This is a genomic window from Niveispirillum sp. GW835-FHT14G11, from assembly GCF_058793615.1.
This window is the reverse complement of the sequence record NZ_JBXAFZ010000016.1, coordinates 72177-91998: the sequence shown is the minus strand read 5'-3', so window position 1 is coordinate 91998 and position 19822 is coordinate 72177. Positions and strand designations below refer to the sequence as shown.

14 protein-coding genes are annotated in these 19822 nt (G+C 66.9%); 9 read left to right on the top strand and 5 right to left on the bottom strand.

The genetic code is table 11. The annotated features are described in order from the left end of the window. Positions 1 to 144 precede the first annotated feature (144 nt). A complete protein-coding gene (locus AC1Q7F_RS25675; protein WP_492511397.1) occupies positions 145 to 441 on the top strand; it encodes a helix-turn-helix domain-containing protein in 297 nt (98 codons plus the stop codon). Continuing rightward, complete coding sequence (locus tag AC1Q7F_RS25670) at positions 434 to 1660, top strand: type II toxin-antitoxin system HipA family toxin (RefSeq protein WP_492511396.1); 1227 nt, start codon at positions 434 to 436, stop codon at positions 1658 to 1660. Before AC1Q7F_RS25675 ends, AC1Q7F_RS25670 begins: the two co-directional genes overlap by 8 nt. Positions 1661 to 1705: 45 nt before the next feature. Here the strand turns inward: AC1Q7F_RS25670 and AC1Q7F_RS25665 are convergent, their stop codons facing one another. Then, complete coding sequence (locus AC1Q7F_RS25665) at positions 1706 to 3688, bottom strand: multicopper oxidase family protein (RefSeq protein WP_492511395.1); 1983 nt, start codon at positions 3686 to 3688, stop codon at positions 1706 to 1708. A gap of 92 nt (positions 3689 to 3780) precedes the next feature. Then, positions 3781 to 4500, bottom strand: coding sequence for a DUF502 domain-containing protein (locus tag AC1Q7F_RS25660; protein ID WP_492511394.1), 720 nt, complete (start codon positions 4498 to 4500; stop codon positions 3781 to 3783). 114 nt (positions 4501 to 4614) lie between these two features. On the opposite strand from AC1Q7F_RS25660, the gene AC1Q7F_RS25655 reads away from it, so the two are divergent. Further along, complete coding sequence (locus AC1Q7F_RS25655; RefSeq protein WP_492511393.1) at positions 4615 to 5313, top strand: Crp/Fnr family transcriptional regulator; 699 nt, start codon at positions 4615 to 4617, stop codon at positions 5311 to 5313. A 188-nt stretch (positions 5314 to 5501) separates the two neighbouring features. Here the strand turns inward: AC1Q7F_RS25655 and AC1Q7F_RS25650 are convergent, their stop codons facing one another. Further along, positions 5502 to 7889, bottom strand: a complete 2388-nt coding sequence (locus AC1Q7F_RS25650; RefSeq protein WP_492511392.1) for an EAL domain-containing protein — start codon at positions 7887 to 7889, stop codon at positions 5502 to 5504. A 356-nt stretch (positions 7890 to 8245) separates the two neighbouring features. On the opposite strand from AC1Q7F_RS25650, the gene AC1Q7F_RS25645 reads away from it, so the two are divergent. Further along, positions 8246 to 10336 (top strand): TonB-dependent receptor, encoded by a 2091-nt coding sequence (locus AC1Q7F_RS25645; protein ID WP_492511391.1) that lies wholly within the window; start codon positions 8246 to 8248, stop codon positions 10334 to 10336. Between the two features lie 16 nt (positions 10337 to 10352). On the opposite strand, the gene AC1Q7F_RS25640 is transcribed toward AC1Q7F_RS25645, so the two are convergent. After that, the gene (locus AC1Q7F_RS25640; RefSeq protein ID WP_492511390.1) at positions 10353 to 11588 is read right to left on the bottom strand and encodes an NAD(P)/FAD-dependent oxidoreductase; all 1236 of its coding nucleotides are present in this window, start codon (positions 11586 to 11588) and stop codon (positions 10353 to 10355) included. Between the two features lie 172 nt (positions 11589 to 11760). On the opposite strand from AC1Q7F_RS25640, the gene AC1Q7F_RS25635 reads away from it, so the two are divergent. The 3 genes from AC1Q7F_RS25635 (at position 11761) to AC1Q7F_RS25625 (ending at position 15024) form a co-directional block, all read left to right on the top strand. Continuing rightward, positions 11761 to 12960, top strand: coding sequence for a M24 family metallopeptidase (locus tag AC1Q7F_RS25635; RefSeq protein WP_492511389.1), 1200 nt, complete (start codon positions 11761 to 11763; stop codon positions 12958 to 12960). A 254-nt stretch (positions 12961 to 13214) separates the two neighbouring features. Further along, a complete protein-coding gene (locus AC1Q7F_RS25630) occupies positions 13215 to 14183 on the top strand; it encodes an AAA family ATPase (protein ID WP_492511388.1) in 969 nt (322 codons plus the stop codon). Then, positions 14164 to 15024, top strand: a complete 861-nt coding sequence (locus AC1Q7F_RS25625) for a ParB/RepB/Spo0J family partition protein (RefSeq protein WP_492511387.1) — start codon at positions 14164 to 14166, stop codon at positions 15022 to 15024. The genes AC1Q7F_RS25630 and AC1Q7F_RS25625 overlap by 20 nt, the downstream gene beginning before the upstream one ends. Positions 15025 to 15106: 82 nt before the next feature. Here AC1Q7F_RS25625 and AC1Q7F_RS25620 read toward each other — a convergent pair whose 3' ends face one another. Continuing rightward, positions 15107 to 16585 (bottom strand): NAD-dependent succinate-semialdehyde dehydrogenase, encoded by a 1479-nt coding sequence (locus tag AC1Q7F_RS25620; RefSeq protein ID WP_492511386.1) that lies wholly within the window; start codon positions 16583 to 16585, stop codon positions 15107 to 15109. A gap of 430 nt (positions 16586 to 17015) precedes the next feature. On the opposite strand from AC1Q7F_RS25620, the gene AC1Q7F_RS25615 reads away from it, so the two are divergent. Beyond that, positions 17016 to 18179 carry a type II toxin-antitoxin system HipA family toxin gene (locus tag AC1Q7F_RS25615; RefSeq protein WP_492511385.1) on the top strand — a complete coding sequence of 388 codons (1164 nt, stop codon included), beginning with the start codon at positions 17016 to 17018 and terminating at the stop codon, positions 18177 to 18179. Beyond that, positions 18176 to 19186: a helix-turn-helix domain-containing protein gene (locus tag AC1Q7F_RS25610; protein ID WP_492511384.1), complete on the top strand. Its 1011-nt coding sequence runs from the start codon at positions 18176 to 18178 to the stop codon at positions 19184 to 19186. Before AC1Q7F_RS25615 ends, AC1Q7F_RS25610 begins: the two co-directional genes overlap by 4 nt. Positions 19187 to 19822 lie beyond the last annotated feature (636 nt).

Below are 19822 nucleotides of genomic sequence, written 5' to 3'. Positions count from 1 at the left end.
GGCTGCAAAGGTCAGTTTGCTGATATATTTTAAGCTATCATACTCGCCAGATGATCACAATTTGCTATCACACTCAGTTTTCATCTCGTGACAGCTGATAGCCGATCCTATATCATGCCCTCTCTATGATATAGGATCATGATCATGTCCTATAAAAGCGAGCCTCTGATCGTCCAGGTACGGCAAGCGCGGGAAGCGGCCGGCCTGAGCCAGCGCGCGTTGAGCCAACGCACAGGCCAGGCCCAGAGCCACATCTCCCAGATCGAGACGGGAAAGATGGAGCCCGGCCTGTCCAGCTTCATCGACATGGCGCGGGCGCTGGACCTGGAGCTGGTGCTGGTGCCCAGGAAGCTGATGCCCGCCATCACCGGCATGGTGCGGTCATCAGAGGGACCCTCGGGTCCGGCCTATGCGCTTGACGAGGGTGATAGCGATGCCTGACGTCTGGGTCCTGGATGTGTGCCTGCATGGGCATGCCATCGCCACCCTCACCCGCGTGCAGGGTGACCGCACGATCTTTGCCTTCAATCAGGATTATGTCGCGGACCGGAACCGCCCGACCCTGAGCCTGTCGTTCAAGGACAGGTTCGGCGGCCTGCGCACCGATTTCAGACCCGTGCAACGGGTGGTGCCGCCCTTCTTCTCCAACCTCTTGCCCGAAGGCCATCTGCGCCGCTACCTCGCCGACCGTGCAGGCGTCAACCAGGCCCGTGAGTTCTTCCTGCTATGGATGCTGGGCCACGACCTGCCCGGCGCGCTGACCATCAGCCCTGTCGCGGGCGATGAACTGCCGCCCGGCATCGCCGACACACCCGCCCCGGCCAGACCCAATGCCTATCGTTTCTCGCTGGCGGGCGTGCAGCTGAAATTCTCGGCCCTGGCAACGGGCGGCAAGGGGGGCGGACTGACCATCCCGGCCACAGGTGTCGGCGGTTCCTGGATCGTCAAGCTGCCCTCCCCGCAATTTGCCGGCGTGCCGGAAAATGAATTCTCGATGATGCACCTGGCCTGCCGCATCGGCATGGACGTGCCCGACATCGACCTCGTCGATCTCGACGCCATTGCCGGCCTGCCGACGGGCATCGGGGAGTTGCGGGGCCGGGCCCTGGCCGTCCGCCGTTTCGACCGGACAGAAACCGGACCTGTGCATATCGAGGATTTCGCCCAGGTCTTCGGGGTCTATCCCGACGACAAGTACAGGAAGGCGAGCTACGCCAATATCGGCCAGGTCATCGGTATCGAAACCGGCGAGGCGGGCAGTGCCGAATTCATACGCCGGCTGGTGTTCAGCGCGCTGATCGGCAATGGCGACATGCACCTGAAGAACTGGTCGCTGATCTACCCCGACACCCGCAACGCCGCCCTGGCCCCCGCCTATGATCTTGTCTCCACCATTCCCTATATCGAGGGGGAGGAGACGGCAGCGCTCAATTTCTCGCGCACGCGCAAGATGGCCGAACTCACCACCGACGAGCTGCAGCATCTGGCGGCCAAGGCCCTGCTGCCGGAGAAGCTGGTCATCGACACTGCGCGGGAAACCGTGCGGCGGTTCCGCGCGGTGTGGGATGGGGAGAAGAAGAACCTGCCGCTGGCCGGCAAGGTCGCCGCGATGATCGACGCGCATGCGCCGACGGTGCCCCTTTATCGCGAACTGGGCTGACGGGCGTGGGGAGGAGGAGCGCATTCCCTCCCACCCCACCCCCCCTCAATGATGCCCCGCCGGCATCGGCTTGCCATCCGTGCCCGGCAGCACGATCTGCACATTCTGCATCATGCCCTGGTCCTCATGGTCCAGGATGTGGCAGTGCAGGACGAATTCGCCGATATAGCGGTTATAGCGGGTGCGCACGGTGATCACGGCGTTGGGGTCGGTGATCAGCGTGTCCCGCCACGTGCCCTGCATGCCGTCATAGATGCCGCCCACCCATTCCTGGTTGGTGCGCTTGTCGATGATCGACACCACCTGGAACGGGTTCACATGGATGTGGAACGGGTGGTTCACGAAGTCGGATTTCAGCACCCATTGCTGGGCCGCACCCAGCACCAGGGTCTGGTTGATCACCGCCGGGTCATATTCCTTGCCGTTGACCGTGAACTGGGTCGGGGTGGTGGTGATGTCGATATTGAAGGTGATATCCAGTTCCGGCTGGGCCGACGCCTTGATCTCCTCGTCCGTTATCGGGGCATGGGGGACATATTTGGTCAGCTTCAGCCCGTCGGCCAGGTCCGCCAGCACCGTCTCCATGATCCGGGGCGGTCGCGGCGTGGGCACCTTCGGCAGCAGGCTCACCACGGCCCCTTCCGCCAGCTTGGCCGAAACGAAGGACAGGCTGTCCGTCACCTTGGCCGGCCCTTCGGCATGGATGAAGCCGATGATGGTGGGGTTGTCGTCGCCGGCCACCTGGTCCGTGCCGTCGCTGTCGTCATAGACGCAGTAATCGCCGGCCTCCGGCAGCACGAACAGGATGTCGCTGCGATATCCGGGCTGCAAATTGTTCACCGACTTGGGGAACACCGCACCGCGGGTCAGGCCGTCCGTCGCCACCTCGTACTGCACGACATCGGGCCCGGTGCAGGTCTTCGTCACCTCGTTCTTCTCGTCCTTGCCGGATTTCACCGCCGCGTTCGGCTTGGGCGCGATGCCGGTCTTGCGGATGCGCAGGTTGATCGTCTCCTCCACGCCGGCATGGATCAGGCGCCAGCGGTAGAGCTGGCCCGGCTCGGCTGCCATCTGCGGCCGGACGATGCCGTTGAACATGGTGTAGCGGCCGCTTTCGGACCAGGCATCGGGGTCGAACTGCGCCTTGAAATCCTTCACCTGGCCGATCTGCTTGTCCTTGCAGATCCAGCGCTTGGTGACGGGATCCGTCTCCACCTTGCCATCCTCATCGAAGCAGGCATAGGGCAGCTGCTGGATCAGCATCACCTGCGACGCCTCATCCTTGTTGAAGGTGACGGGCTGGAGCAGCGTGTCCAGGTCGCCATTCACCGACTCCGAGGGCAGGCGGTGGCCGCGGATGACCAGGGCGCCGGCCATGCCGCTGCCCACCTGTATGGAGGTCGACCCATGCTTGTGCGGGTGGTACCAGAAGGTGCCGGCGGGATGGTCCTCCGGCACATTATATTCATACTGGAAATCCACCCCCGGCTCGATATTCAGCAGCACATTGTCGCTGTTGCCGGTAGGCGAGACCCACAGGCCATGGCTGTGCAGGTTGGTGTTGTTGAAACAGTGCGGCTGATTGGTGGGATAGGGCTTCTTCGTCGCGGGATCGATGCCGCAGGCCGGCTCCACCGGCAGTTCGTTCTGCAAGGTGATGCGCACCGTCTGGCCGGGATCCATCAGGATCAGCGGGGCCAGGAACTCATTGCCGTAGGAGCGCAGGCGGACCTTGTCGTTCTTCTGCGTGGCGGGGTTGTAGATGGTGCCGTCGGTGTAATGGATGGGCAGGATGTAATGGATTTCCCGCTTGTCCTGGATGGCCTCGGCCAGGGCGCCAGCACTCAGCAGGTTGTACCCCTCCGGCTGGGCGGCATCGCGCGGCAGCTGCGGTTGTGCCGCCAGCATGGGCAGTGCGCGCAACGCGCGGACCGGCTGTTCGGCCGACACCGACCCGCAGGCCGTCAGCATCAGGCTGGCGCCCAGCAAGGCGCCACCCTGGCACCGCCAATTCCGATCGCGTCCCATCCCATCCTCCCTCTATCTTGGGTATGGATGGTACTATGACCAAACATCGGCGCCGGTCGCAACCGCAATCAGGGGGAGAAAATTTAAATTACTTATTCCCGCTGTGCGCCCGACGGCGGCTCCCCGGTCTCTCCCGGCACCACCAGCCCCCCGGACACCACCATCTTCAACCCATCCTCCACGCTCATCTTCAGCGGTCGCACCGACGCGCGCGGCACGAAGATCAGATAACCGGAGGTCGGGTTGGGCGTGGTGGGGACGAAGACATTGACCATCTCGCCGCTCCCCACGTCGCCAGCCAGCACCCGTGCCACCTCACCGCGCGCGGCACCGGTGACGAAGGCGATGGACCAGGCATCGGCATGGGGGAACTGTACCAGCACCACTTCGCGGAACGCGTCGGACTTCTGGGACAGCAGGGTTTCGAAGATCTGCTTGGTGGCGGAATAGATGCCGCGCAGCACCGGCATGCGGCCCACCACCGCCTCACCGAGTCGCACCATCAGGCTGCCGACCATGCCGGCCGACACCATGCCGACCAGGATCAGGAAGACCAGCAGCAGCAACAGACCCAGCCCCGGCAGGGTGAAGGGCAGCAGCTGATCGGGGCGGAAGGATGGCGGCAGGACATTAGCGACCAGCCGGTCCCCCCCGTCCACCACCAGCCAGGCGAGGTAGAGGGTGATGGAAATGGGGGCGGTGACCAGGATGCCGGTGAGCAGATAGGCCTTCAGCCGGGCGGCCAGCGTCAGGTGCAGGCCCGCGAACAGCGCCAGTCCCCGCCGTTTCTCGCCCCCATCCGTGCCGCCCATCATCCGCTCCCGTCGCCGTCGCTGGAAAAACAATGCCGTAACCGTAGCGGTTTGCAGCGGGCGGGCCTAGATATACATTCCATTAACCCGACGACCCCATCCTGGATGGTAGACGTGAGCGACGCCCATAACGCCAATCTCGACCGGATCGACCTGTTGCAGAGCCTGACGGCAGAGGAGCGGGTGTCCATCGCCCGCCAATGCAGCTGGCGGCATTTCCACCCCCAGGAACAGATCGTCGACCGCTCGTCCGACAGCCGCGATGTCTGTCTGATCGTGGAAGGACGGGTGCGGGTGGTGAACTATTCGCTGTCGGGCCGGGAAATCACCTTCGACGATATCGAGGCCGGGGGCTATCTGGGGGAGCTGTCGGCCATCGATGGCGGCCCGCGCTCGGCCAGCATCGTGGCGCTGACGGAAACGCTGGTGGCCTTCATGTCGCCGCGCCTGTTCCTGGAAACGGCGACCCGCCATCAGGGCGTGGCCGCCAAGGTGATGCACCGCCTGACCCAGATCGTGCGCACCAGCACCGGGCGGATCATGGACCTGTCTACGCTTGGCGCCAATAACCGAGTGCATGCCGAGCTGCTGCGCCTGGCCAAGGCCGGCCTGCGCCCCGACGGCAAGGCGGAGATCACCCCCATCCCCATCCATTCCGACATCGCATCCCGCGTCTCCACCACGCGTGAAACCGTGGCCCGCGTGATGAGCGACCTGTCGCGCGACAATGTCGTCATCCGCCAGGGCAACAGCCTGTTCGTGCCGGATTTTGAACGGCTGGAGGAGATGGTGGAGGAGGTGCGGGGGGATTGAGGGGGGATTTCAGATTGGATCATCTCTCTCGCCTTCCCGGCGAAGGCCGGGACCCAGGGGCCACAAGCTTAAACCTCGACGCCGCCTTGATCGAAGCTGCCGATGGGTCGGGCGTTTGGCCCCTGGGTCCCGGCCTTCGCCGGGAAGGCGGATAAGGGGGCGCTTCTACTTAAACCTGCTGACGGGCTCTAAGCCTCTCTCCGCCCCGCCATGAAGGCCGCCAGGGCCGCCGCCTCCATCGGCCGGCCGAAATGCCAGCCCTGGCCGATATCGCAGCCGATTTCCATCAGGATGTCGGCGATGGCGGCATTCTCCACCCCTTCCGCCACCACTTCCATCTCCAGGTCATGGGCGAGGGCGATGACGGCGGCCACGATGTGGCGCGACCGGCGGCTGTCGGCCAGGTCGCGGATGAAGCCCTGGTCGATCTTGATCAGGTCGGCCGGCAGATGCTTCAGATAGGAGAGCGAGGCATAGCCGGCGCCGAAATCATCGATGGCCACCTTCACCCCGGCCGCGCGCAGATGCGCCAGCACGCCGGCCGTGCGGTCCAGATTCTCCATCACCGCCGTTTCCGTCACCTCGATCTCCAGCCGGTCGGGCGCCACGCCGGCATCGCGCACGATATCCATCAACCCGTCCAGCCAGACGGGATCGGCCAGTTCCTTGACCGAGGCATTGACGGAGATCACCGCGTCGCGCGGCAGGCACAGCGTTCCCGCCGACATATGCTCCAGCGTGCGCCGCGTCACCAGCCGGTCGATATCACCCACCAGGCCCAGACGTTCCGCCACCGGAATGAACAGGGCCGGGCCGGGTCCGGGCGTGCCATCCGCCCGGCGCCAGCGCACCAGCGTCTCCACCCCCCGCACGGTTCCGTCCTTCAGGCGCATCTGCGGCTGGAACACGGGATAGAGCAGGCCGGCGGCCATGGCGCCCGGCAGCTCGCCCGCCACCTCCGTGCGTTCGCGGATGGTGCGGGCCACATGATCATCATAGGTGAAGACCGGGCTGGCGCGATGATCGGCCGTCTGCGCCGCCCAACTGCCGCCGGCATCCTGGGCCAGGATCAGCGCCTCGCGCGCGGCGAACGACTGGGCCTGCGGCATCACCACGAAATGCACGTCGGGCACCATGGACAGTCCGCCCAGATCCACCCCGTCATGGAAAGACGCGGCCAGCGCGCTGGTGAGATAGATCGGCGCCTCCCCGCCCGCGGAGGAGACGGCATAGGCAAGCTGCCGCCGCGTCAGCCGGGCCGTCAGCTCGCAATCCCGCAGCAGCGCCTGGATACGCCGGTGGACGGCGGCCATCACCGGCGTTTCCACCTGGGGGCCGAAGGTGACGGCCAGATCGTCCAGATTGCGGACATGGGCCAGCAGCACCCAGAACTCCGCCCCCGCATTCAGCATGCCCTCCAGCCCCGCCTCCCACGAGCGGCGGTTCAGGATGTCCAGGTCAAGGTCGCGATGGGCCAGGCGGTGCATCGCGATCTCCGCCTGCCTTTGGGCCGTCACGTCACGGATCAGGGCTGTGAAATGCAGGCCCGACGTCAGCTCCAGCCGCCCCACCGACAGCCAGGCCAGGAAGGTGGACCCGTCGGCGCGCTTGGCCACCACCTCCCGCCCCTTGCCGATGACCCGGGCCAGGCCCGTCTCCATATAGTTTTTCACATAGGTTTGATGGCGGTCGGCGTCGGGTCCGGTCATCAGCATGGTGATCGACCGGCCCAGCATGGCCCCCGCCGGATGGCCGAACAGATCGGCGGCGGCGCGGTTGGCCTGCAGGATCGTGCCCTGGGCATCGATGGTGACGATGCCGTCCACCGCCGTGTCCAGGATCGACTGCAACTCCCGCTCCCGCCGGCGCAGCGATGACAGGGCATTGTTCAGCACCAGGGTGAAGTCGCGCAGCTCACGGATACCGGTGTCAGGCAGGCGGATGGGCTCATCCGTTGCGGTGGCCCGGGCGACGCGCGCCGCCAGCACCCGCACCGGCGCCACGATCAGCCGCACCGACAAGAACAGCAGCAGCGCCCCCAGCACCAGCAGCACACCCCCCAGCCGCAGCCCCTGGGTCAGCAGGTCGGCGCGGGCCGCCGCCATGGCCTGGTCGATGCGCCGGACCAGCAGCAGGTTCCCCCTGCCCTCGCCGGTCAGGGCCCAGCAGCCGGCCACCAGCCGGTCCGCATCGGCCAGCGTCAACCCATCGCCGCAGGTCCCCTGCGCCACCGCCAACCGCAGTTCCGCCGGCACCGGTTCCAGCAGGATCAGGTCGCGGTCACGCAGGCTCGCGTCGCTGGCAAAAATGATGTGGCCGGAAGGGTCGGTCAGCACCACCAGATCGGCGCGGGACCGCAGGGCGGCGCGGCCAATGGCGCCCACATCCGGCCCATCGACAGTTTCGGACATTTCCGACGCCGTCACCGCACCGGCCTGGGCAAAGGCCAGCCTTTCGCCCTCCCGCACCTCCGCCATCATGTCCGGATAAAGGTACAGCCCGCCGGCAATCGCCATCACCAGCACCCCCAGCAGGGGCGGGAACAGCATCAGGGCCAGCAGGGGCGGATTACGCATGGGGGCAGTCCCTCCCGTGGGCAGGCCCCAGGGATGGCAACAGGGATGGCCCCCGAGATGGCGTGATCGGTGGCGCGGCACTCATGGCAGAACTCACAACCAACTCCCGCCCTGCTGGTCAGCTCTCGCAACCGGGGCCTGCACAGACTGTACAGTCTGGCGCAGGAAAGCAGAAGCATCATTGCAGCCGGCTAAATGGTTCCTCAACCGAACTGTACGGAATCGTCGCCGTGATCGGTCATCCCCTGTTCCGATGGACGGGCGTTGCCCCACCCTAGCCATGGATGATAGGTGGAACCGCCCTTTGATGCGGGCATGCCGCCGAAGCCCTGGCCGTCCTGACCGGAGACGCGTTGATGTTTCCCACCCGCCGCCTTTCACCCCACCTTCTGGCCGGGGCTGCCCTGCTGGTGACGGGTACCGCCGGCGCCCAGGATGCAGGCCCACAGACCCAGGTCGCGGAGATCATCGTGACCGGGCGGCGCGACGGCGTGCCGGCCTATGAACGCGCCTATGGTCCCACCCTGATCGACGCGGCCACCCTGGCCACCGCGCCGCAGCGCCGCCTGGACGAGGCGTTGCGCGCCGTGCCGGGCTTCGGCCTGTTCCGCCGTTCCGGATCGCGCACCGCCAACCCGACGACGCAGGGCGTATCCCTGCGCGGCATCGGGCCCAACGGTGCCGGCCGCACCCTGGTGCTGGTGGACGGGGTGCCGGTGAACGACCCGTTCGGCGGCTGGGTCTATTGGTCGCGCCTGCCCACCGCGTCGGCGCAGCGTGTGGTGATCACGCGCGGCGGCGGGGCCGGGCCCTGGGGCAATTCGGCGCTGGCCGGCACCATCCGCATCGAAACCAGGCAGCGCGACGGCGTCGATATGGAACTGGCCGGCGGCGGCGACGGTACCTGGCAGACCCAGGCGGCGGTGGGCGGCAGCGCCGATGGCTGGCATCTCGGCCTGTCGGGCAGTGCCTTTCGCACCGACGGGGTGATGCTGGTGGAAGGGGCGCGGCGCGGTCCCATCGACATCCGGGCCGACAGCGACGCCTATGCGGTGGATGGCGTGGTGGCCGGGATGATCGGCGGCGTCTCCGCCACGGCCAAACTGTCGGGCTTCAAGGAAAGCCGGGGCAACGGCACGCCCGATACCAACAACCAAACCGACGCGACGGAGGCCAGCCTGCGCCTGATCGGCGATGCCGGCCGGGTCGGGTGGGAGGCGGTGGCCTATTGGCGCGACTGGTCGTTCGCCAGCACCTTTTCCGGCGTCAACGCCGCCCGCACGGCGGAAACCCCGTCGCTGGACCAGTATGACGTACCGGCCACGGCCCGGGGCGGCATCGCCCAGATCTCCTTCTCGCCCGCAGACGGGTACGAAACCGATATCGGCGCCGACCTGCGGGTGACGGACGGGCGGACGCGGGAACGCTTCACCTATACCGCCGGCCGCTATACCCGGCTGCGCGATGCTGGCGGGGAGCAACAGGTGGCGGGCCTGTTCATCGAACAGGCCTGGACGGGGGTGGCAGGCCTGACCCTCTCGGCCGGCGGGCGCCTGGATGGCTGGCGCAACCGGGATGGCCACCGGCTGGAAACCGACAGCGCCACCGGCGCCGTTATCCGCAACGACCGGTACGCCCGGCGCGACGGCACGGTGGCCAATGGCCGCGCCGGCATCGACTGGCAGGCAAGTGGGTTGCTGGGCCTGCGTGCCGCCGCCTATACCGGCTTCCGCCTGCCCACCCTGAATGAGCTGTATCGTCCATTCCGGGTTGGCAATGATATAACCGAGGCCAACCCCGGTTTGCAGCCGGAACGGATGCGCGGGGCGGAGGCCGGCCTGCGCCTGACGCCGGGCGGCGGGGTGACGGCCGGTGCCACCCTGTTCCATGTGCGCCTGAAAAACGCCGTGGACAATGTCGTGATCCAGACCACACCCGGCACCAATCCCGACTTGGGCGTGTTCGTGCCGGTGGGCGGCAGCCTGGCGCAACGCAGGGGCCTGGACCGGGTGGTGGTCAAGGGCGCGGAGCTGGAGCTGGCCTGGCAGGCGGCAGAGGCACTGCGCCTGGGCCTCTCCTATCTCTACAGCGACAGCGAGATCACCGATCCCGGCAGCATCACCGCCCTGCGCGGCAACCGGCTGGGACAGTCGCCGCGCCATGCCGGCACCCTGGACGCCACCTGGACGCCCCTGCCCGCCCTGACCCTGCGCGCCCAGCTGCGGGCTGCGGCCAAGCAGTTCGAGGATAGCCGCAACCTGGGCACGCTGGACGCCTATGCGGTGGGCGACCTCTATGCCGCCTGGAAACTGGATGCCAACCTGGAATTCTTCGCCACGGCGGAGAATGTCACGGCCGCGCGGGTGGAAACCGGCCGGCGCAGCGACGGGTTGACCAATATCGGGCCGGAACGGCAATGGCTGGCGGGGTTGCGGGTGCGGCTGTAAGGGCGACGTCCCCGCCCTACACCCCGAACCGCTCCACCGCGAAGGGCGCCGGCCCCCTGCCCTGCCCCACCGCCAGCCCGGCCACGATTTCCGCCGTCACCGGTCCCAGGGTCAGGCCCAGATGCTGGTGCCCGAAGGCATAGAACAGGTTGGCGGCCATGGTCGACCGGCCGATGGCCGGCAGATAATCGGGCAGGGTCGGGCGGGACCCGACCCATTCTGCCCCCGGCAGGGCAAAGGGCAGGCCCAGCGCCCGGATGCGGCCGCGCAGCCGTTCCCACTTGCCCGCATCCGGCGGGCTGTCGGGATGGCTGAACTCCACGAAGCTGGAGGCGCGCAGATAATCGCGAAACCGCGTCACGATCAGGGCCCGATCCTCGAACACCAGCGGCGGCAGGCCGGCCGGCCAGTCCCCCACCGGCGCCTGCAGGTGATAGCCCCGCTCCGCGATCATCGGCACAGTGTGCCCAACGCTTTCCATCAGCGCCTTGGCCCCCACGCCCGCCGCCACGACGATGCCGTCGGCCGTCAATTCCCCACCGCCGGCCAGCGCCAGCCGGGCCCGCCCGCCCGCCACCGGCAGGCCCAACGCCCGCCCGCGCAGCAGTACCCCGCCGCGCCCCAGGAACCGCCCGCGCATGGCATCGAACAGCAGGTCATGCCCCGCAATATGCCCGCTGCCCAGAAAGCGTACCGCGCCGGCCGGCGCCCATCCCAGCAAGGCGGCCAATGCCGCCCCCTCCCCCGGCTCCAGCGCCCGCACGCGCGCCGTGCCATGGTCGCCCGCGTCCAGCCGGCGCCGGCCGCGCGCCGCACTGTCGGCGCTGTCCCAGATCACATAATGCCCGTCGCGGATCAGCAGGTCCGGCCGCTCCAGCCCCGCCACCAGCCGTTCCCAGGCCGGCATGGCCCCCGCCATCAACCCTTTCAGGGCCGCCTTGCCGGCCGCGAACCGGTCCGGCCGCGACGCCAGCGCCAGGCGCACCGCAAAGGGCAGCCAGTGCCCGATATCGCGCAGCGGCAGCGACAGCGCATCGTCCCGCGCCAGCAGCCGCGCCGGCACGCCGCGCAACGTGGCGGGGCTGGCCAGCGGTTCCACCTGTTCCACCGCGATATGCCCGGCATTACCCCAGGAGGCGGGCTTCACCGCCGGCCCTTCATCCAGCAGCGTGACGGCAAGCCCGCGATCCTGCAGCGCCAGGGCGGTGCAAAAGCCCAGCACGCCCCCCCCGACCACCAGCATCCCGCCCATCACAGCGCTCCCTTTCCACGCGCACGCATTATATGGTATACGATCTGCGACGCAACGCGGGATTGCCACTATCGGATGGGCTGCACAAGCCTCCCCTTCCCCTTTATGCTTTGCGTCCAATAAGGGCGGCGCTGGACACGCCGCCCTTCAACCCCCTTTGGAGGTGCGCACCATGAGCATCGGCGGATCGACGGCAGCGGCCGAACTGGCTTCCCTTGCCGCCATCGACCATGCAAGCACCCGCCCGCCCGCCATCCAGCCGGGCGAACATGCCGCGCGCCTGGAAAAGGCCGCCCGCCTAGCCGCCGACCTGGGCGCCGGCACCCTGCTGATCGGGGCCGGGGCCAGCCTGCGTTACTTCACCGGCGTGCCCTGGAATGCCACCGAACGGCTGGTGGCCCTGCTGCTGCGCCGCGGCCGCCGGCCCGCCATGATCTGTCCGGCGTTTGAGCTGGGGTCGCTGCGCGAAGTGCTCTCCATCGATGCCGACATCCTGCTGTGGGAGGAGGATGAGAACCCGGCGGAGCTGCTGGCCTCTGCCGTGGCGGGGTATGAGACCTTGGCGCTGGACCCCGCCGCCCCCTTTCGGCTCTACAGCCACCTGCGCGCCGCCGCCCCGACCTTGAAAATGGTGGATGCCACGCCGGTCATCGATGGCTGTCGCGCCCGCAAATCGGCCACCGAGCTGGCTTTGCTGTCCTATGCCAAGGCCAAGACGCTGGACATCCACCGCCGCGCCGCCGCGATCCTGCACCCCGGCATCCGGGCCAGCGAGGTCAAGCGCTTCATCGACCAGGCCCACCGCGCCGTGGGGGCCGACAATGGCTCCACCTTCTGCGCGGTGCAGTTCGGGCTGGCGACATCCTTCCCGCACGGGCTGCCCGGTGATCAGCAACTGGCCGAGGGCGACATCGTGCTGATCGATACCGGCTGTCAGATGTCCGGCTACCATTCCGACATCACCCGCACCTATGTCTATGGGGAGCCCACGGCGGAGCATCGCCGCATCTGGGCCATCGAACACGAGGCCCAGGCCGCCGCCTTTGCCGCCGCCCGCCCCGGCTGCACCTGCGAAAGCGTGGATGACGCCGCCCGCCTGGTCCTGGAACGCTACGGCCTGGGCCCCGACTACAAACTCCCCGGCCTGCCCCACCGCACCGGCCACGGCATCGGTTTGCAGATCCATGAAGGCCCCTATCTGGTCCGCGGCGACAAGACGGTGCTAGCGCCGGGCATGTGCTTCTCCAACGAACCGATGATCGTCATCCCCGGCGCGTTTGGCGTGCGGCTGGAGGATCATATGTACATCACCGAAGAGGGAGCGGCATGGTTCACGCAGCCGTCGGTGTCGATTGAGAAGCCGTTTGGGTGAGGGGGCCGCCGGGGTGGGGTGTGCAACGTTGCACGGGGGGCGCCCCATCCCGAAATGGATACGCCAATGGATGTGAACGTCACCACCCTGCACATTGACGGGGACCCGGCAACCCCGTGCAACGTTGCACACCGCCCCCCCTCCCCTCCTCATCCGACACCCCGCAAAAGTTGACACCCCACCGTCAACCTTGTTGACAACTCCCCCACCCCTGCCCCTTACTGCCCACCGTTGGCAGCAAGAGGAAGACCCCCATGACCGGCGATGCCCTGAAGGCGTTTCGCAAGCGCAAGGAGCTGACGCAGGAAGCCTGTGCCCGGCATCTGAACGAGGCGTTGGGCCGGTCCTATGACAAGGCGCGGGTCAGCCGCTGGGAAGGCGGCAAGGAACCCGTGCCCGATGCCGTGCTGCGGCTGATCGGTGTCGGCGCGCGGCCGGGGCAGGCACGGGTGATTGCCTGTTCCAACCAGAAGGGCGGGGTGGGCAAGTCGGCGACGGCGGTCAATCTGGCGGCCTGCTTCGGGCGGCTGGGATACCGCGTGCTGCTGGTCGATGCCGATCCGCAGGCCAGTGCCACCGCCATGGTCGGCTGTGACATTATCGAGCTGGAGGAGAAGGGCGCCACCTTGCATGCCGTGCTGGTCGATGACCGGCCGGTGGCCGACACCATCATCCATCTGAAAAGCTTCGATGTGCTGCCGTCGGGCGTGGCCCTGGCGGAGTTTGACAGTGCCGCCGGCCTGGTCGGCCGCGAAACAAGGCTGAAGGCGGCGTTGGCGGAGGTGACGGGCGATTATGACTGGATCCTGATCGACACGCCGCCCAACCTGGGCAGCATGACCATCAATGCGTTGAACGCCGCCGACCATGTGCTGATCCCCGTGGCCACCCGGCCGGTCGATCTGCTGGGCATTCCCTTGCTGCTGAAGACCATCGGCCGCGTGCGGCGCTTCACCAACCATGATCTGACGGTGCTGGGTGTGCTGCCCACCATGTATACCGACCGGCAGACGGTGGACCGCGAGGTGCTGGCCGACCTGAAGACACGCTTCACCGGCCAGTCCGACCTGGGCCGCGTCTTCGCGCCCATCAAGATGAGCACGGGCATCAACCAGGCCGCCTATAACAATGTCATCGCCGTCGAGGCGCTGCCGGCCGACCATCCGGTCCAGGCCTATCTGCATTTGGCAAGGGAGATCGCCGGTGAAGCTGCAGAAGGGTAAGTCCGCCTTTGGCCGGGCCATGGATGATGTCGCCGCGCGGGGCGACGGCTCCCTGATCTCGCGCGATTTTCCCCGCCTGATCGAGGTGGAGCGGACCCATGTCCACCCGCGATCCGACCAGCCGCGCCGCCATTTCGATGAGGATGCGCTGCGCCAGCTGGCCGACAGCATCGACAAGCAGGGCCTGTTGCAGCCCATCCTGGTCCGCGCCATGGCCGACCGGCGGGGCGAGTATGAGATCGTTGCCGGGGAGCGGCGCTGGCGTGCCGTCGGCCTGCTGGGCCGCCCCACCATCCATGCCATCGTCAGCAATGGCCATGCCGAGGAAATCGCCCTGGTGGAGAATCTCCAGCGCGTGGACCTGTCCCCGCTGGAGGAGGCGGCCGGCATCCAGGCCCTTATGGAACGCCACGCCTATACGCAGGAGGCGGCGGCCGGCGCGCTTGGCTGGAGCCGGACCCAGGTCAACCGGGTGCTGAAACTGCTGAGCCTGCCGGAACCCGTCCTGGCCGAATGTGCAACGTTGCACCTGTCGCGCAACGCCATGGTCGAGTTGGCCCTGGCGGCGGGGGAGGGGGAGCGCGAGCACCTGCTCTCCCTGCTGCGCCGCGGGGCGTCGGTCAAGACGCTGCGCGAGGCGCGGGCAGGGCAGGGGACCGCCCCCGCCCCGACACAAGCCCAGGATGCCGCCCCCAGCGCCAAAGCCCTGTCGGGCGCCGTGGCCCGCCTGGAACCGCTGGTCACCCGCTTTGCCGCCGCTCCCCAGCCGCTCAGCAAGCCGCAGCGCCAGCAACTGGAACGGCTGCGCCAAGAGATCGACCGGATCCTGTCAAACCATTGATATAAAATAAAAAATGGCCTGCCCATGTCGCCATGGGCAGGCCATTTGATTTTAACGGTGGTCGGCAGGGGCAGGGGGGACCTCAGCCCCCCACCGCCATCGAGATATACTTGACCTCCAGATACTCATCCAACCCGATGCTGGACCCCTCGCGCCCCAATCCCGACTGTTTCACGCCGCCGAACGGCGCCACTTCGGTGGAGATCAGCCCCTCATTCACGCCGACCATGCCGCTCTCCAGCCCTTCCGCGACCCGCCAGATGCGGCCCATGTCGCGGCTGTAGAAATACGCCGCCAGGCCGAACTCGGTATCATTGGCCAGCCGCAGCACCTCGTCTTCACCCTGGAAGCGCTGGATGGCGGCCACCGGCCCGAAAATCTCCTCATGCGCGATGCGCATCTCGCCGGTGATGCCGGTCAGCACCGTGGGCTCATAGAAACAGCCGCCCAGCGCGTGGCGCTTGCCGCCGGTGACCAGCACCGCACCCTTTTCCAGGGCGTCGGCCACCAGCTCCTCCACCTTCTCCACGGCGGCCAGGTTGATCAGCGGGCCCTGGGTGACACCCTTGTCCGTGCCCTTGCCGACCTTCAGCTTTTCAACCTCGGTCACCAGCCGCGCCACGAACGCGTCATGGATGCCATCTTCCACGAACACGCGGTTGGCGCAGACGCAGGTCTGGCCGGAATTGCGGTATTTGGACGCCATGGCCCCGGAAACCGCCGGCTCCAGGTCGGCATCATCGAACACGATGAAGGGCGCGTTGCCGCCCAGTTCCAGTGACAGGCGCTTCACCGTCTCCGCACTCTGCGCCATCAGCAGCCTTCCGACGCGGGTCGATCCGGTGAAACTGATCTTCCGCACGATGGGCGAGGCGGTCAGCGCCCCGCCGATGGCAACCGGGTCACCGGTGACGATATTGATCACGCCGGCCGGGATGCCCGCGCGCTCCGCCAGCACGGCCAGCGCCAGGGCCGACAGCGGCGTGGCCTCCGCCGGCTTCAGCACCACCGTACAGCCCGCCGCCAAAGCCGGGCCCAGCTTGCGGGTGATCATGGCATTGGGGAAGTTCCAGGGCGTGATGGCGCCGACCACGCCGACCGCCTGCTTGATGGCGAACAGGCGTGACCCCGCCTTGTGCGTGGGGATCACGTCGCCATAGGCGCGGCGCCCTTCCTCGGCAAACCAGCTGATGAAGCTGGCGCCATAGGTGATCTCGCCTTTCGCTTCCGCCAGCGACTTGCCCTGTTCCAGGGTCAGCAGCAGGGCCAGATCATCGGCAGCCTCCAGCATCAGGTCGTTCCAGCGCATCAGCAGCACGGCGCGTTCCTTGGCCGTCTTCGCGCGCCAGGCGGGCAGGGCGCCATTGGCGGCCAGGATGGCGCGGCCGGTCTCCGCCGCCCCCATCTTCGGCACATGCGCCAGCACCTCACCGGTGGCCGGGTTCTTCACAGGGAAGCTCTCGCCACTGTCGGCCCCTGTCCAGACCCCACCGATCAATCCCTTGTCGCGCAGCAGATCGGCATCGGAAAGCCCCGGCGGGCGCAGCATATCGGCAACCATCTCACACCTTCGTCAAAGGGTCCGGCGGGGGGACCCGCCCGCATCATGCTGGAATAGCTGGGCATGCAAACCCGCCCGGCCAAGCATCGGGCCGATCATGGCGGAAATGCCCCCGTTGCGGAACGGGCAGATTGTCCGGGGACAATTGCCTGTTCACCTGCCGGTCAGCCACCCCGGCAACAACCCGTTCTCACGGGCGCCGGTGACGGGTGTCGGTCAACTCCTGCTTACCATTCCGCCTTCCTGTTGGTGAGATGGGCACTAATGTCATTTATTAATGACCATAAAGTCAGATTTTGTATTCTAGTTATCTATAAATGACCAAGACGCAAAACAGCGCCCAAACAGCACCATATACCTTACCAGACCACGCTGATTTCGGCTATTATCGGCCACACGTAACATATTCCTGACCACAGCGGAGGGTCGGTTGCGCACGGCACAGGTTCTGTTCAAGGGGCAAAGGGCCGGCCTGCTGCGGGAAACGGCGGCGGGGGGCAGCCAGTTTATCTATGATCCCGGCTGGACACAGGATATCGGCTGCTGCCTGCCGGTGTCGTCCGGCGCCTTTGACTGGCCCGCCGGCCTGCATCCGTTTTTCCAGCATCTGGGGGCGGAGGGCTGGTTGCGGGAACGTCAGGCCCGTGCCGGCCGGATCGAGGATCAGGATGATCTGGGCCTGCTGCTGCGCTATGGCGGCGATTGCATCGGGGCGGTGTCGGTCCTGCCGCTGGACCCGATGGACCCGTTGGCAGCCCAGGTGTCCTGGCCCGACGATGTCCCGCCCGGCCGCACGGTCAGCGGGGCACAGCGCAAGCTGCTGGCCTATAAGGAAGGGGGGCGGTTCCACCCCGCCACGGCCGACAGCCCGGCCACCCATATCGCCAAGTTCAACGACCGGACCCATGACAGCCTCGTGTGTAACGAGGTCCTGTCCCTGTCTGTGGCCGCCGACATCCTGGGCCGCGATCAGGTGACGGGCTTCCGCCTTGGCTTCGTGGAGGGGTTCGACGAACCCTCCCTGATCGTCACCCGTTTCGACCGGGCGGCGGACGGGGCCAAGCGGCGGATGGAGGATTTCGCCCAGATCCTGGCGCGGGCGCGCGGCAACGACCATCGCGGCAAATATGTCGGCAGTTACGAGGCGGTGGCCGACGCCATCAGCCGCCATTCCGTCCGGCCCCTGATCGACCTCGACCGCTTCTTCCGGCAATTGGTGCTGTCGGTGCTGATCGGCAATGCCGATGCGCATCTGAAGAATTTCTCCCTGCTGGAAACACCGGCGGGCATGCGCCTGTCCCCCGCCTATGACCTGCTGAACACCCTGGTCTATGGCGGTGATTTCAGCCGGCAGACGGCCCTGTCCCTGCGCGGCGACCATCGCGACCTCGACCGGATCGACGCCGCCCTGCTGCTGGATTTCGCCGCCGCCATCGGCTTGCCGGACCGCGCCGCCCGCCGGGCGCTGCGCGACCTGGCCACAAGCACCGCCGCCAGCCCGAGACTGGTTCCGCCGGCGGGGGAGGGGGCCGACGGCTTCGTCCACCTCTATGCCGCCATCGTCCACGCCGCCTGCACCCGGGTGACCCCATGATCCAGCCCCTCGACTGGCCGCAACTGGTGGCCGAGGCCCTGCGCCGCCGCAAGGCCGAAGGCCTGACCCAGCAGGCCCATGCCGACCTGGCCGGTGTCAGCAAGCCGGTGATCATCGCCTTCGACAAGGGAGAGACCACCCTGTCGCTGGGCCGGGCGCTCTCCATCCTGAAGGTGGTGGGGCTGCTGCTGGAAGGCCCGGCCCCCGGCAGCCACGCCGCCTTCGTTGCGGCGGCACGGGCCCGCTGGCAGGATTTGATCGCCCCGCTGCCGGCAGACGACCCCGCCCGGCATCCGCTGGGGGGATGTGAGGTGGATTATCGGGTCGCGGATGGCACACGCACGCTGAATGCCCGGGATTTGCTAGGCGCATTGCGGGGCATTGTGCCCGTGGTCGATATGCGCCGCCTGCAATTGAGATGGCGCCCCTTCTGGGTGCCCACCCGCGAGGATCTGCGCCCCTACATTGCCGATGACGGCATGATCGAATGCTGGCTGGGCCGTCCCGACGCCTTGGATCGGACGGCCGATCCGGCGGACACTGATTTCTGGCGCCTGTCAGCGGCGGGAAGCGCTTATCTGCGCCGGGCGTTCGAGGAAGATGGTCCCAGCGTTAGGAACCCCGGCACCTTCTTCGATGCGACACAGCCCATCCAGTGGGCGATCCTGGTTCTGCTGCACGCCGCCAATCTCGCCGAATTGCTGGCGGGCCACAGCGCACCGATCACGATCCAGGCCCGTTACCGGGGCCTTGCTCGCCGGGAACTGACCTCCTTCTCCGATCCGGGCCTGCGGGAACGGATCGGCGCGCCGCGTTCACAGGCTGACAGCGCCGATCTGCGCATACAGACGGATGCGGTCGGTATCCGGGCCGACCTGCCGGCTGCTGTAGGCGCGTTCCTGTCGCCGCTTTATGAGCGGTTCGATGGCTACAGGTTGCATCCCGATGAAGTGGGCCGTGAGGTCAAGTCCTTAACCCGCGATCATAATTCGTCCAATTCCCCCTGAGACACCCGTCCCCCCGTTCCCCCGTCATCCCGGCTTGTCGCCCATGGGCGCTACGATAGATGTTTGATGGCCTTGATATCCCTCTCTCCATCGTCATCCCGGCGAAAGCCGGGACCGAGGGGCCACAGGATCAGACTTATACGCTGCGTCGATCAACGCTGCTGACAGGTCGAGCGCTTGGTCCTGGGTCCCGGCTTGCGCCGGGATGACGGGGAAGGGTTTCAAATTAAACCTGACGGACCATGGTTTGAAGCAGCCATTGATCTCAGGTTGAAATTGGCCTGGAATGACTGTAGGATTTAATTCCATAGTTAAGCCTTCTGGAGCCCACATTCCTATGGCCCGCAGCAGATCAAAGGATGTGACGCAGTCCAACCACCCCTGGCCAAATCTCCGAATCCCTCCTCCTGGCAAAAACTCCGAATGGGCCACCCCCTGGCCCCAACTCCGAATCGTTGCCTCTGAGACCCGCGGATTTGCTTGGAGTCGGCTCAGGCTGGCCAAAACTCCGAATGGGGTGAAACACCATGAATGATGTGTTGCACGATGTTGCACATGCGGCGCTGCTGGCCACCCGGCGTCCTGGCAAAATCTCCGAATGGCAGGAATATGCCACGCTCCGATTCGTGAAGGGAA